Here is a 13,389-nt window from a genome sequence, read left to right as displayed (position 1 = left end):
GCCTATGCCCCGAGGGCGGCCACGAGGTCGTCGATGTCGCCGGCGGAGACGAGCGACTCCGTGTCGCCGCGGCCGTGGGCCAGCGGGTCGAGGAGGGAGATCCGGGCGACCCGCCCGGCCCGCGGCAGGCGCACGACGAGCGAGTCCCACGACGCCGAGACGACCCGGTCGCCGAACTCCTCGACGACCCGGCCGCGCAGCCAGGCCCGCGTGTCGGCCGGCGGCGTGGTCACCGCCGCCGCGACCTCCGCGTCCGTCGTCAGCCGGGTGATCCGGCCGGCGGCCTCGAGCCGGTGGTGCAGGCCCTTGGCCGGGCGCACGTCGGACCACTGGATGTCGATGGCCCGCAGCCGGTGGTCGTCCCACGCGAGCCCGTCGCGGTCCCGGTAGCGCTGCAGGAGAGCGAGCTTGGCGACCCAGTCGATGTCGGCCGCGGCGTCCATCGGGTCGCCGCCGAGCAGCCCGAGGAGTCGCTCCCAGTGCGCGAGGACCTCGTCGGTGGAAGGGTCGCTCCCTTCGCGCTCGACGAATCCCCTGGCCCGCTCGAGGTACTCGCCGAGGATCTGCACGGCGGTCAGCTCGCGCCCGTCGCGCAGCCGCACCGTCGCCCGGCAGGTCGGGTCGTGGGAGATCACCTTGAGGGACTCGACGGGGTGGAGGACCTCGAGGTCACCCCCGATCTCGCCGGCCTCGATGAGGCGCAGCACGAGCGAGGTGGACCCGAGCTTGACGAGGCCCGCGACGTCGGCCTGGTTGGCGTCGCCGATGATCACGTGCAGCCGGCGCCACGTGTCGGGGTCGGCGTGCGGCTCGTCGCGGGTGTTGATGATCGGTCGCTTGAAGGTCGTCTCGAGACCCACCGCGGCCTCGAAGAAGTCGCTGCGGGAGGCGATCTGGTAGCCCGACCGCTCGCTCTCCTGGCCGATGCCGACGCGGCCGGCGCCGCACATCACCTGTCGCGCCACGAAGAAGGGGGTGAGCCCCGAGACGATCCGGTCGAAGGGGGTCGCGCGCGCCACGAGGTAGTTCTCGTGGGTGCCGTAGGAGGCGCCCTTGCCGTCGGTGTTGTTCTTGTAGAGGTTGATCCCCGGCTCGCGGTCGGCCAGCCGCTCGACGACCTCGCACATGACGAGCTCGCCGGCCCGGTCCCACACGAGCGCGTCGCGCGGGGAGGTCACCTCGGGAGAGGAGTACTCCGGGTGGGCGTGGTCGACGTACAGGCGCGCGCCGTTGACGAGGACGACGTTGGCCAGGGTCGGGTCCTCGGCGTCGGTGAGCTGGGAGATGTCGGCGCGGGCGCGCGGCATCTCGAAGCCGCGCGCGTCCACGAGCGGGTGCTCGTCGCTGTAGTCCCACGCCCCGTGCCCGGCGCGCAGGCCGTGCGCCCGCGCGTAGGTCGTCACCACGTCCCCGGATGCCGCCATCGGGTTGGCCCACGGCTGCCCGGGCACCGCGATCCCGTACTCCGTCTCGATACCCATGACCCGCCGCACGCTCATGACCTCACCCTAGGCCGACGTGCTGGAATGGCCTCGTGACGAAGACGTGGATGCCTTGGCGGACGCGGTTCCTCGACCGGCTGACCCGCTCCGCCGTGACCGCCGACCAGATGACACCGGCCCACCTGGCCCGGATGCGCGCCAGCGTGCCGATGCGCGCGCCCTACACGTGGGTGCTCGGCCGGCCCACCCCCGGGGTGACGTCGACGTCCCGCCGGATCACCGCGCGCGACGGGTACGAGCTGGAGATCCGGGTCCACCGGCCCGACGACGCGGACGGCCCGCTGCCGCTGCTCCTGCACTTCCACGGCGGCGGGTTCGTCCTGGGCAACATCGGGGTCTACGACCCGTGGTGCACGGCGGTCGCTGACCGCGCCCGCGTCGTGGTCGTCACGGTGGCCTACCGCATGGCACCCGAGCACCGGGCGCCGCTCGCGATCCACGACTGCCTCGACGCGACCCACTGGGCCCTCGACCACGCGGCCGAGATCGGCGCCCGCCGCGACGCGGTCGGCGTCACCGGGGACTCCGCCGGCGGCAACCTCGCCGCGGCCGTCGCCCAGCAGCTGCGGGACGAGGGCGTCACCGGCCTGCGCCACCAGGCCCTGGTCTACCCCGCACCCGACCTCACCGACCGAGAGGAGGAGGCGCTCCAGGAGCTGGACCGGCGCTACGTCCTGCTGACGCCCGCGATGGCGCGCTCCTTCCGCGGGCTCTACCTCGGCGAGGAGGGCGACGACCGCGACCCGCTCATCTCCCCCGCCCTCGGCGACCTGGCCGGCTTGCCCCCGGCGCTCGTCCAGACGGCCGAGCACGACCCCCTTCGTCCCGACGGTGCGGCGTACGCGCAGGCGCTCGCCGCCGCCGGCGTCGAGGTGCGCCACACGACCTACCGCGGTGCGCCGCACGGGTTCATCACCTTCCCGGGGTTCGCGCCCGCCGCCCACCCGGCGCTCGAGGAGCTGGTCGCCGAGATCCGCCACCACCTGCACGAGGAGACCCCGTGAAGCGCCCCTACCCCGGCCTCCCGCCGCTCGTCGCGGCCCTGACGACCTTCCTCGACAACGTCGCCCGGGTCTCGATCGTCGACGCCTCCCAGGCGGACATCGAGGCGGCCCGCGCCAAGGTGTACCCCACGCGGCCGCCGTTCTCCTGGATCACCGGTCGCGTCGACCCGTCCGTCGCCGTCGACGACGGCAGCGCGCCGGTCCGCGACGGGGCGAGCATCCCCCTTCGCTGGTACACACCCGCGGGGACGAAGGGGGCCTCCCCCGTCCTCGTCTTCCTCCACGGTGGCGGGTGGGTCCAGGGCTCGACGAGGATGTACGACCCGCTGTGCACGCACCTGGCCGCCGAGCTCGGGATCGTCGTCGTGAGCGTCGACTACCGGATGGCGCCCGAGCACCGCGCGCCGGTCGCCGCGCACGACGCGATCGACGTCGTCCGCTGGCTCCACGAGGTGGGTGATCACGGCATCGACCGCGACCGGATCGGGCTGTGCGGCGACTCCGCCGGGGGCAACCTCAGCGCGGTCGTCGCGCAGGAGCTGCGCGACCTGCGCACCGCCGACGGCGAGCCGGTGATCCGCCACCAGGCACTGATCTACCCGGCCACGGACCTGACGATGGCCTCCCCGTCGATCCGGGAGCACTCGGAGGGCGCGATCCTCACCGAGGCCAAGGTCCTCGCCTTCCGCGCCCACTACATCGGGGACGCGGACGACGCCGTGGGGCACCAGGACCCGGTCGTCTCGCCGCTCTTCGGTGACGTCAGCGGGGTCGCGCCGGCACTCGTGCAGACCGCGGACCTCGACCCGATCCGTGACGACGGGCTGCGCTACGCGCAGGCCCTGCGCGAGGCAGGCGTGGAGGTGCGGCTGACCAACTACCTAGGTCTGCCGCACGGCTTCGCGAGCTTCCCCGGGGTGGCCCGGGCGGGCGCTCAGAGCCGGCACGAGCTGGTCACCGAGATCCGTCGGCACCTCGTGGGGGGTGCCTTGGGTGCGTGACCGCGACGAGCCCCTGGGCGAACCCGGCCGGCGCGCCGCCCTCGCCGCCGGGCTCGACCTGCTCGTCGTCGCCGTCTTCACCCTCGTCGGGCGGCGCACTCACGACGAGCCGCTGGAACCGGCGGGTTGGTGGGACACGGCCTGGCCCTTCCTAGGGGGCCTCGCGATTGGCTGGACCGTCGTGCTGCTCACGAGCCGCGCATGGCCGACGCGGCTCTGGCACGGGCTCCCGGTGTGGGTCTCGACGGTCTTCGGGGGCATGGCCCTGCGGGACATGGCGGGTCAGGGCACGGCCCTGCCCTTCGTCGTCGTGGCGACGCTCTTCCTCGGCGTGACCCTGCTCGGCTGGCGGGCGGTGCTGTGGGCGATCGACCGCCGTCGTCCCGACCCCGGTCCCCGGCCCCTGCGCCGCTCCGGGGGGCGAGGACGGGTCCCGGTCGAGCACACCCGCGTCGGCGACCCGCTCGACCTGGAGCGGCTGAGCGGCCCGCGCGACGAGACCCACGGCCGTGGCGTCGTGCCGCCGTCCGAGCGGGACCGTGTCGTCGACGAGCTCGGCATCCGGCAGCCACGCTCCCCCGAGGGCGACTGAGCCACCTCATCGGGTGAGCGACCTGCGGCCCGCTCGGCTCAGAGATACTGGCCGGTCCGCGAGCCCGTGTCGATCGAGCGCCCCGGCTCGGCAGCGCCGGTCTTGCCGCCGATGAGCGTGCGGATGTAGACGATCCGCTCGCCCTTCTTGCCCGAGATCTTCGCCCAGTCGTCCGGGTTGGTCGTGTTGGGCAGGTCCTCGTTCTCCTTGAACTCGGCGATGCATGCGTCGAGGAGATGCCCGACGCGCAGGCCCTCGACCTGCGTGCCGAGGAAGTCCTTGATCGCCGCCTTCTTCGCCCGGTCGACGATGTTCTGGATCATCGCCCCGGAGTTGAAGTCCTTGAAGTAGAGGACCTCCTTGTCGCCACCCTGGTAGGTGACCTCGAGGAACTGGTTCTCCGCCGACTCCGCGTACATCCGCTCGACGACGGCCTCGATCATGCCGTCGACGGTGGCCTGCGCGTCACCGTCGTGCTCCTCGAGGTCCTCGGGGTGCAGCGGCAGGTCGGGCGTCAGGTACTTGCTGAAGATGTCGCGCGCACCCTCGGCGTCGGGGCGCTCGATCTTGATCTTCACGTCGAGGCGTCCGGGGCGCAGGATGGCCGGGTCGATCATGTCCTCACGGTTGGTCGCCCCGATGACGATGACGTTGTCCAGGCCCTCGACGCCGTCGATCTCCGCAAGCAGCTGAGGCACGATCGTCGTCTCCACGTCGGAGGAGACGCCCGAGCCGCGGGTGCGGAAGAGGCTGTCCATCTCGTCGAAGAAGACGACGACCGGCGTGCCGTCGCTCGACTTCTCGCGGGCGCGGTGGAAGATCAGCCGGATGTGCCGCTCGGTCTCGCCGACGTACTTGTTGAGCAGCTCCGGTCCCTTGATGTTGAGGAAGTACGCGGTGGCACTCTCCTGACCGGTGCGCTCGGCGACCTTGCGCGCCAACGACGCCGCGACCGCCTTGGCGATCATCGTCTTGCCGTTGCCGGGAGGGCCGTAGAGCAGGACCCCCTTCGGCGCCTTGAGCTTGTGGCGCTCGTAGAGCTCCGCGTGCAGGTAGGGCAGCTCGACGCTGTCGCGGATCGCCTCGATCTGCGCGCTGAGGCCCCCGATGTCGTCGTAGCCGAGGTCCGGGACCTCCTCGAGCACGAGGTCGGCGACCTCGGCCCGCGGGATCCGCTCGACCGCGATGTTGCTGCGCTGGTCGACGAGCACGGCGTCACCGACGCGCACCTGCTTGCCGGTCACCCGCGAGCCGCGACGCACGACGCGCTCCTCGTCCTGGCGCATGAGCACGAGCAGCCGGTCCTCGTCGAGGACCTCCTTGACGACGACCACCTCGCCGGCGACGTCCTCCGCGTGCACGGACACGACGTTCATCGCCTCGTTGAGGCGCACCTCGCGGCCGACACCGAGCTCGGCCGCCTCGACCGCCGGGGAGACGGCGACGTGCATCTTGCGGCCGCCGGAGAGCACGTCGACCGTGCTGTCCTCCGCGTGGACGTCGACGATCACCGCGTACGACGAAGGGGGCTGGGCCAGGCGCTCGATCTCCTCACGGAGCGTGACGATCTGCTGGCGCGCGTCCTTGAGGGTGCGCACGAGGCGCTCGTTCTGCGAGGCGACGCTCGCCATCTGCGACTTCTGCTGGGTCAGCTTGTTTTGCAGGGCGCGTGCATCCTGGGGGCTGGGTTCGGTGGTCATCGGCAGTGCTCCCTTCGGCTCTCCCCCAGTCTCCCCCTTCCGGCTCAGCGTGGCGAAGGGGGGACCACGCCTCGGGCGAGCTTGCGCATCTTCTTCTCCGACGCGACGCGCTCACCGAGGGCCTCGGGGGTCCACTCGGCGTCCTCCGCGCCGGGCTGCGGCTCGACCTGCGGGGCGTCCGCCTCGCCGCCGTCCTCCTGCGCGGCGTAGCCCTTGCCGGGACGGCGCTTGCGCATCGGAGGGGTGACGCCGGGGGCCAGGCGGCGGGTCGTGATGAGGAACCCGGTGTGGCCGTGCATGCGGTGCTGCGGGCGCACGGCGAGGCCCTCGAGGTGCCATCCGCGCACGAGCGACTCCCACGCCTCCGGCTCGGTGAAGGTCCCGAAGTCACGCATGGCCTCGGCGACCTTGCTCAGCTGGGTGGCCGTGGCGACGTAGCAGATGAGCACGCCGCCGGGCGCGAGCGCCTCGGCGACGACCTCGAGGCACTCCCACGGGGCGAGCATGTCCAGGACGACCCGGTCGACGGTGCCGGGCTCGACCGCGTCGGGCAGCGACTCGACGAGGTCACCGACGGTGACGGTCCAGGCCGGGTGGTCCTCGCCGAAGAAGGCGCGAGCGTTCGCCCTGGCGATCTCCGCGAAGTCCGCGCGGCGCTCGAAGGAGTGGAGCGCGCCGCTCTCCCCCACCGCGCGCAGCAGCGACATCGACAGGGCGCCGGAGCCCACCCCGGCCTCGACGACGGTCGCGCCCGGGAAGACGTCGGCCATCGTCACGATCTGGCCGGCGTCCTTGGGGTAGACGACCGCCGCACCACGGGGCATCGACATGACGTAGTCGGACAGCAGCGGCCGCAGGGCCAGGTACTCGGTCCCGGCGGTGTTGGTGATCGTGGAGCCGTCGGGCGAGCCGATGAGGTCGTCGTGCTTGACGTGCCCCCGGTGGGTGTGGAACTGCTTGCCCGGGGTCAGGGTGATCGTGTGCATCCGGCCCTTGGGGTCGGTGAGCTGCACCCGGTCCCCCTCACGGAAGGGGCCGCGGCGGTAGGCGGATCCGGTGGCGGTCATGGTGCGCGAGTCTAGTTGCGCGCGAGGGCCGCGTTGACCCGCTCGACCCGGACGACACCCCGCAGGACTCCCCCTTCGCTCACCGCGACGACCCGCGAGCGCGACTCCTGGAAGGCCGTGACGAGCTCCATCGCCTCCCGGCCGGGGGTCAGGTCCACCGCCCAGCCGTCGGGGCCCCGGGTGGTGACCGCGGAGACGGGCGTGGAGTCGATCGCACCCGGGGGGACGGCCCGCAGTGCGTCGTGGTCGATGAGGCCGACCGGGGCGCCGTGCGCGTCGACGACGACGGGCAGGGCGCGAAGGGAGGACAGCTCGCCGACCGGGCGCTCGGCCGCGATGGCCGCGACCGGCTCGAGGAGCGCGGGCACGTCGAGCCCGCCGACGACGCCGAGGGCGCGGCCGTGGCCGATCGCCTGGGTCGCTCCCGACCAGAGGAAGGAGGCGACGAGCGCGGTCCACAGGATCGTCGTGAGGTCCGGGGACTGGCCGCGCACCAGGGGGACGCCGACGACCGCCACGACGACGGCGATGACGAGCCCGCGGCCCAGGTAGCCCGCGACGACCCGGGCGCGCCCCTGGTCCTTGGTGACCCCCCACACGACGGCCTCGACGACCTGGCCGCCGTCGAGCGGCAGTCCGGGCAGCATGTTGAGCACCGCGAGCGCGCCGTTGACGAAGGCGATGCCGCCGATGACGCTGGCCGTCAGCCCCGAGCCCAGCGCGGCCGAGACGCCGAAGCAGACGACGGCGACGACCGCGTTGCTCAACGGCCCGACCACGGCGATGGCCGCCGCCGTCATCGGCGTCGCCCGCGACGCCTCGAAGGCGGTGTGCCCGCCCCAGAGGTCCGCCACCACCCGGTGCACCGTGTGGCCGAAGGACCGGGCGGTGACCGCGTGGGCCGCCTCGTGGACGAGGACGCTCGCCAGCAGGGCGAGGGCGTAGACGACCGCGACGGAGTACCCGGTCACGGCGCCGTAGGTCCGCGCGGTCGACGGGCCCACGAGGAAGACGACGAGCGCGCCCATGAGCAGCCAGGACCAGCCGAGGTAGACCGGGACCGACGAGATCGTGGCCAGGCGGATGCCCCTGGGGTGGTCCTGCGGTGTCTCGGCCATGCCCAGACCCTAGGCGAGCGGACCGGATGGTGATAATGGCAGTTGTCCACCACGCCCTCTGCGACAGGATCATCTGGTGACCGACACCGCCATCCGCCCCGACGCCACCCCCGTCCTCGAAGAAGCGCTCCGCGAGCGCGTCCTCATCATGGACGGGGCGATGGGGACGATGATCCAGCGGCAGGGGCTGTCGGAGGAGGAGTTCCGCGGGGAGCGCTTTGCCGACTGGGGCAGCGACCTCAGGGGCAACAACGACCTGCTCGTCCTGACCCAGCCGGAGCTGATCACCGACCTGCACCGCGAGTACCTCGAGGCCGGCGCGGACCTCATCGAGACCAACACCTTCAACGCCCAGCGCATCTCCATGGCCGACTACGGCATGGAGGACCTCGCCCGGGAGATGAACGTCGAGGCGGCCCGTCTCGCCCGCACCGCCGCCGACGAGTACATGGCCAAGGACCCCTCGCGGCCGCGGTGGGTCATGGGCGCGCTCGGCCCGACCAACCGGACCGCGTCCATCTCCCCCGACGTCAACGACCCGGGCAAGCGCAATGTCACCTTCGACGAGCTCGTCGCCGCCTACCTCGAGCAGGCCGAGGGCCTCGTCGAGGGTGGCGTCGACGTGCTCATCATCGAGACGATCTTCGACACGCTGAACGCCAAGGCCGCGATCTTCGCCCTCGAGACGCTCTTCGAGCAGCACGGCCGGCGCTGGCCGGTCATCGTCTCCGGCACGATCACCGACGCCTCCGGACGCACCCTCACCGGGCAGACGACCGAGGCCTTCTGGAACTCCGTGCGCCACGCCCGCCCACTGGCCGTCGGCCTCAACTGCGCGCTCGGCGCGGAGGAGCTGCGGCAGTACGTCGCCGAGATGGGCCGGGTCGCCGACACCTTCATCTCCGCGTACCCCAACGCCGGCCTGCCCAACGCCTTCGGCGAGTACGACCAGGACCCCGAGTACATGGCCTCGCTCGTCGCGGAGTTCGCGACGTCGGGCCTGGTCAACCTGCTCGGTGGGTGCTGCGGCTCCACCCCGGAGCACATCGCGGCGATCGCGAAGGGGGCGGCCGCCGCCTCCCCGCACGTCCCGGTCGAGGTCGAGCCGGCCCTGCGCCTCTCCGGCCTGGAGCCCTTCAATGTCACTGGTGACTCGCTCTTCGTCAACGTCGGCGAGCGGACCAACGTCACGGGCTCGGCGAGGTTCCGCAAGCTCATCGAGGCCGACGACTACCCGGCCGCGCTGGCGGTCGCCGCCCAGCAGGTGGAGAGCGGCGCGCAGGTCATCGACATCAACATGGACGAGGGCATGCTCGACGGCGTCGCCGCCATGGGCACCTTCGTCAACCTCGTCGGCTCCGAGCCGGACATCTCGCGGGTCCCGCTGATGATCGACTCCAGCAAGTGGGAGGTCATCGAGACCGGCCTGAAGCGCACCCAGGGCAAGCCGATCGTCAACTCGATCTCGATGAAGGAGGGCGTCGAGCCCTTCGTCGAGCAGGCCCGCCTGTGCCGCAAGTACGGCGCGGCGATCGTCGTCATGGGCTTCGACGAGGAGGGCCAGGCCGACAACCTCGAGCGCCGCAAGGAGATCGCGCAGCGGGCCTACACGATCCTCACCGAGGAGGTCGGCTACCCGGCCGAGGACATCGTCTTCGACCCCAACATCTTCGCCCTGGCGACGGGGATCGAGGAGCACGCCGCCTACGGCACCGACTTCATCGAGGCGACCCGCTGGATCAAGGACAACCTGCCGCACGTCCTCGTCTCGGGCGGAGTCTCCAACGTCTCCTTCAGCTTCCGCGGCAACAACCCGGTCCGCGAGGCGATCCACTCGGTCTTCCTGTACCACGCCATCAACGCGGGCATGGACATGGGCATCGTCAACGCCGGCGCCCTGGTCCCCTACGACACCCTCGACGCCGACCTGCGCGAGCGGATCGAGGACGTCGTGCTCAACCGGCACCCGGACTCCACCGAACGCCTGCTCGAGATCGCCGAGCAGCACCGCGGCAACGGCGAGAAGGTCGAGGAGGCCACGCAGGAGTGGCGCGGGTTCCCCCTTCGCGAACGCATCACGCACTCCCTCGTCAAGGGGATCGACACCTGGGTCGTCGAGGACACCGAGGCGCTGCGCCAGGAGATCGAGGCCGCGGGTGGCCAGCCGCTGGAGGTCATCGAGGGTCCCCTCATGGACGGGATGGGGGTCGTGGGCGACCTCTTCGGCGAGGGCAAGATGTTCCTCCCGCAGGTCGTGAAGTCCGCACGCGTCATGAAGAAGGCCGTCGCGCACCTCATCCCCTACATCGAGGCGTCGAAGCAGCCCGGCGACCAGTCCCGGTCCAAGGGCCTGATCGTCATGGCCACCGTCAAGGGCGACGTGCACGACATCGGCAAGAACATCGTCGGCGTGGTCCTGCAGTGCAACAACTACGACGTCATCGACCTCGGCGTCATGGTCCCGACGCAGAAGATCCTCGAGACGGCCAAGGAGCACGACGCCGACGTCATCGGCCTGTCCGGGCTCATCACGCCCTCGCTCGACGAGATGGTCGGGGTGGCCTCCGAGATGCAGCGGCAGGGCTTCGACATCCCGCTGCTGCTCGGCGGGGCGACGACCTCGCGCGCGCACACCGCCGTCAAGGTCGACCAGCAGTACGAGGGGCCGGTCATCTGGGTCAAGGACGCGTCGCGCTCCGTGCCGGTCGTCAGCCAGCTGCTGAGCGCCACCGGCAAGACCAAGCTGCTCGACGAGGTCGCCGCCGACTACGAGGCGCTGCGGCGCCGGCACGCCGCCAAGCGCGATGACCGGCCGATGCTCACCTACGAGGAGGCGGCCGCCGCGCGCACCCCGATCGACTGGGGCGCCGAGCAGCCCCACCTCGCCGGGATCACCCCGACGCGGCTCGTCTTCGAGGACTACGACCTCGCCGAGCTGCGCGAGTACTTCGACTGGCAGCCCTTCTTCAACGCCTGGGAGCTCAAGGGCTCCTTCCCCGACATCCTCAACAACCCGGCCACGGGTGAGGTCGCGCGCAAGCTCTACGACGAGGCCCAGGTGATGCTGGACCGGATCATCGAGGAGAAGTGGCTCACGGCGAAGGGCGTCATGGGCCTCTTCCCCGCCAACTCCGTCGGCGACGACATCGAGATCTACACCGACGAGTCGCGCTCCGAGGTCGCCCACACCCTGCACATGCTCCGCCAGCAGGGCAAGCACCGCGCCGGTGTGCCCAACCGCAGCCTCGCCGACTTCGTCGCCCCCAAGGAGACCGGCATCAAGGACTGGATGGGCGCCTTCGCCGTCACCGGTGGCATCGGCGCCCAGGAGAAGATCGCCGAGTTCAAGGCCGACCACGACGACTACAACGCGATCCTGCTGGAGGCGCTGGCCGACCGCTTCGCCGAGGCCTTCGCCGAGCGGCTGCACGAGCGGGTGCGCACCGAGTTCTGGGGGTACGCACCGGACGAGTCCCTCGACAACAAGGAGCTCATCAAGGAGACCTACGACGGCATCCGCCCGGCACCGGGCTACCCGGCATGCCCCGACCACACCGAGAAGAAGACGCTGTGGTCGCTCCTCGACGTCGACGAGATCGGCATCGAGCTCACCGAGGGCATGGCGATGTGGCCGGGGGCTGCCGTGTCCGGCTGGTACCTCGGCCACCCGGACAGCCAGTACTTCGTCGTGGGTCGCCTCGGCAAGGACCAGGTCGAGGACTACGCCGAGCGCAAGGGCTGGACGATGCGCGAGGCCGAGCGCTGGCTCGGACCCAACCTCGGCTACTCCACCGAGTGAGGGCGGCGCTCTCCCCGTCGCGAGCGGCCGACTTCAAGCAGTGCCCGCTGAAGTTCCGCTTCCGCACGATCGACCGCCTCGACGAGGCTCCCTCGCCGGCAGCGGCACGCGGGACGCTCGTGCACGCCGTGCTCGAGGAGATCTTCGAGCTGCCGGCGGCCGAGCGCACCCCCGAGGCGGCGCGTGCGCTCGTCCCCGGCCGCTGGGCGGCTCTCGTCGACGAGCGGCCGGAGCTCGCCGACATGCTGGCGGACGACGCGACGCTCACCGAGGAGGCGTGGTTCGCCGCGGCCGAGCAGCTCGTCGACCGATGGTTCACCCTCGAGGACCCATCGAGGCTCGAGCCTGCTCAACGTGAGGTCAAGGTCGAGACCGAGGTCGAGGGCCTGGTGCTGCGCGGCATCATCGACCGGGTCGACATCGCGCCCACCGGCCAAGTGCGGGTCGTCGACTACAAGACGGGCCGCACGCCGGGGCCGGGCTTCGAGGGCAAGGCCCTCTTCCAGATGAAGTTCTACGGCCTGGTGCTCTGGCGCCGCACCGGGCGGGTCCCCGACCTGCTGCAGCTGGTCTACCTCAAGGACGGCACGATCATCCGGTACGTCCCGGACGAGGCCGACCTCCTCGCGCTCGAGCGCAACGTCCGTGCCGTGTGGGGCGCGATCGAGCAGGCCGTCGCCGCCCGGGACTTCCGGCCCAACCCGTCCCGGCTGTGCGGGTGGTGCGACTTCAAGCCCCTCTGCCCCGCCTTCGGGGGCACCCCACCCGAGCTGCCCGAGACGATCGAGATCATCACCCCGGAGACTGCATTGCCCTAGGGGAATGCGGGTTCGGCCGGCGTCGCGAGGCGCGCGAGCGGCAGCAGGTCGAAGGGGGTGACCCCGGCCAGTCCCGGCACCGGCACGGCCCCCGGGATCTCGGGGATCTCGACGTGGTGCGGGATGGCGAGCGTGGAGACGCCGGCGGCGACCGCCGAGCGGACGCCGGTCGGCGAGTCCTCGAGGGCCACGCAGCCGGCGGCCTCGACCCCGAGCTCGCGCAGGGCCCTCTCGTAGGGCTCCGGGTGCGGCTTGCCGTGCGTCACCAGGTCGCCCGTCACCACCACCGCGAAGGACCCCGGCTCGGTCGCGTCGACGACGGCTCGCGCGAGGTCGGTCCAGGACATCGTCACCAGGGCGCAGGGCACGCCCTCCGCACGACAGGCGGCGAGCAGCTCTCGCGCGCCGGGTCGCCACGGCACCGCCGCCGCGATCTGGTCGACGACGCGCGACTGCAGGCGCAGCACGACCTCCTCGGCCGGCAGGTCGACCGGCGAGTTGTCGAGGATGAACTGCGCGGACACGAGCAGCGGGTTGCCGACGAGCTGCAGCCCCAGCTCGTGGGTCCACGTCCCGCCGAACTCCTCGACGAGCTCGTGCTCGGCGAGCATCCAGTAGGGCTCGGTGTCGACGAGGGTGCCGTCCATGTCCCACAGGACGGCCGTCGGGGTGCGTGGCGGGCCGCCGGCCTGCTGGCCTGACGGGAGTGTCGAATCGGACATGTTCAGGATGTTCTCCTCACAGCGGCTTGCGACCATCCGCACCCAGTATGCGGTGGCCGGTTCGTG

General features: G+C 71.7%; 10 protein-coding genes. 5 read left to right on the top strand and 5 right to left on the bottom strand.

Going from position 1 to position 13,389, the window contains the following annotated elements; translation table 11 throughout:
* Nucleotides 1-2: 2 nt before the first annotated feature.
* Nucleotides 3-1,499, bottom strand: coding sequence for a depupylase/deamidase Dop (gene dop / locus JT1_RS05005; RefSeq protein ID WP_068324120.1), 1,497 nt, complete (start codon nt 1,497-1,499; stop codon nt 3-5).
* A 50-nt stretch (nt 1,500-1,549) separates the two neighbouring features.
* On the opposite strand from dop, the gene JT1_RS05000 reads away from it, so the two are divergent.
* From JT1_RS05000 to JT1_RS17710, 3 genes are read left to right on the top strand one after another with little or no spacing between them, the layout of a single operon-like run.
* A complete protein-coding gene (locus JT1_RS05000; protein WP_169701858.1) occupies nt 1,550-2,506 on the top strand; it encodes an alpha/beta hydrolase in 957 nt (318 codons plus the stop codon).
* A complete protein-coding gene (locus JT1_RS04995) occupies nt 2,503-3,507 on the top strand; it encodes an alpha/beta hydrolase (protein ID WP_068324099.1) in 1,005 nt (334 codons plus the stop codon). Before JT1_RS05000 ends, JT1_RS04995 begins: the two co-directional genes overlap by 4 nt.
* Entirely contained in the window at nt 3,500-4,099 is a 600-nt protein-coding gene (locus JT1_RS17710) for a DUF3054 domain-containing protein (protein WP_218005557.1), read from the top strand. The genes JT1_RS04995 and JT1_RS17710 overlap by 8 nt, the downstream gene beginning before the upstream one ends.
* 38 nt (nt 4,100-4,137) lie before the next feature.
* On the opposite strand, the gene arc is transcribed toward JT1_RS17710, so the two are convergent.
* Genes arc through JT1_RS04975 form a run of 3 tightly spaced genes read right to left on the bottom strand, consistent with a single transcriptional unit; the run spans nt 4,138 to nt 7,984 of the window.
* Nucleotides 4,138-5,799, bottom strand: coding sequence for a proteasome ATPase (gene arc, locus JT1_RS04985; RefSeq protein ID WP_169701857.1), 1,662 nt, complete (start codon nt 5,797-5,799; stop codon nt 4,138-4,140).
* A gap of 44 nt (nt 5,800-5,843) precedes the next feature.
* A complete protein-coding gene (locus JT1_RS04980; RefSeq protein WP_068324081.1) occupies nt 5,844-6,866 on the bottom strand; it encodes a tRNA (adenine-N1)-methyltransferase in 1,023 nt (340 codons plus the stop codon).
* 11 nt (nt 6,867-6,877) lie between these two features.
* Complete coding sequence (locus tag JT1_RS04975; protein WP_068324074.1) at nt 6,878-7,984, bottom strand: site-2 protease family protein; 1,107 nt, start codon at nt 7,982-7,984, stop codon at nt 6,878-6,880.
* 148 nt (nt 7,985-8,132) lie between these two features.
* Here JT1_RS04975 and metH point away from each other — a divergent pair, with 148 nt between their 5' ends.
* Together metH and JT1_RS04965 are read left to right on the top strand one after the other, a co-directional pair.
* On the top strand, nt 8,133-11,783 hold the full coding sequence (gene metH, locus JT1_RS04970) for a methionine synthase (protein ID WP_169701866.1): 3,651 nt from the start codon (nt 8,133-8,135) through the stop codon (nt 11,781-11,783).
* Entirely contained in the window at nt 11,780-12,601 is an 822-nt protein-coding gene (locus JT1_RS04965; protein ID WP_068324058.1) for a RecB family exonuclease, read from the top strand. The genes metH and JT1_RS04965 overlap by 4 nt, the downstream gene beginning before the upstream one ends.
* Here JT1_RS04965 and JT1_RS04960 read toward each other — a convergent pair.
* Nucleotides 12,598-13,323 (bottom strand): HAD family hydrolase, encoded by a 726-nt coding sequence (locus JT1_RS04960; protein WP_068324054.1) that lies wholly within the window; start codon nt 13,321-13,323, stop codon nt 12,598-12,600. The two genes, JT1_RS04965 and JT1_RS04960, sit on opposite strands and share 4 nt — an antisense overlap.
* Nucleotides 13,324-13,389 lie beyond the last annotated feature (66 nt).

The sequence above is a fragment of the Janibacter terrae NBRC 107853 genome (genome assembly GCF_001591405.1).
Lineage (GTDB): Bacteria > Actinomycetota > Actinomycetes > Actinomycetales > Dermatophilaceae > Janibacter > Janibacter terrae.
The sequence above is the reverse complement of the archived record's forward strand: the minus strand, read 5'-3'. Positions and strand labels throughout refer to the sequence as shown.

Coding starts and splice junctions, on each gene's coding strand:
- JT1_RS04980 (WP_068324081.1), bottom strand. CDS start 6,866: ATGACCGCCACCGGATCCGCCTACCGCCGCGGCCCCTTCCGTGAGGGG.
- JT1_RS04975 (WP_068324074.1), bottom strand. CDS start 7,984: ATGGCCGAGACACCGCAGGACCACCCCAGGGGCATCCGCCTGGCCACG.
- metH (WP_169701866.1), top strand. CDS start 8,133: ATGGACGGGGCGATGGGGACGATGATCCAGCGGCAGGGGCTGTCGGAG.
- JT1_RS04960 (WP_068324054.1), bottom strand. CDS start 13,323: ATGTCCGATTCGACACTCCCGTCAGGCCAGCAGGCCGGCGGCCCGCCA.
- dop (WP_068324120.1), bottom strand. CDS start 1,499: ATGAGCGTGCGGCGGGTCATGGGTATCGAGACGGAGTACGGGATCGCG.
- JT1_RS05000 (WP_169701858.1), top strand. CDS start 1,550: ATGCCTTGGCGGACGCGGTTCCTCGACCGGCTGACCCGCTCCGCCGTG.
- arc (WP_169701857.1), bottom strand. CDS start 5,799: ATGACCACCGAACCCAGCCCCCAGGATGCACGCGCCCTGCAAAACAAG.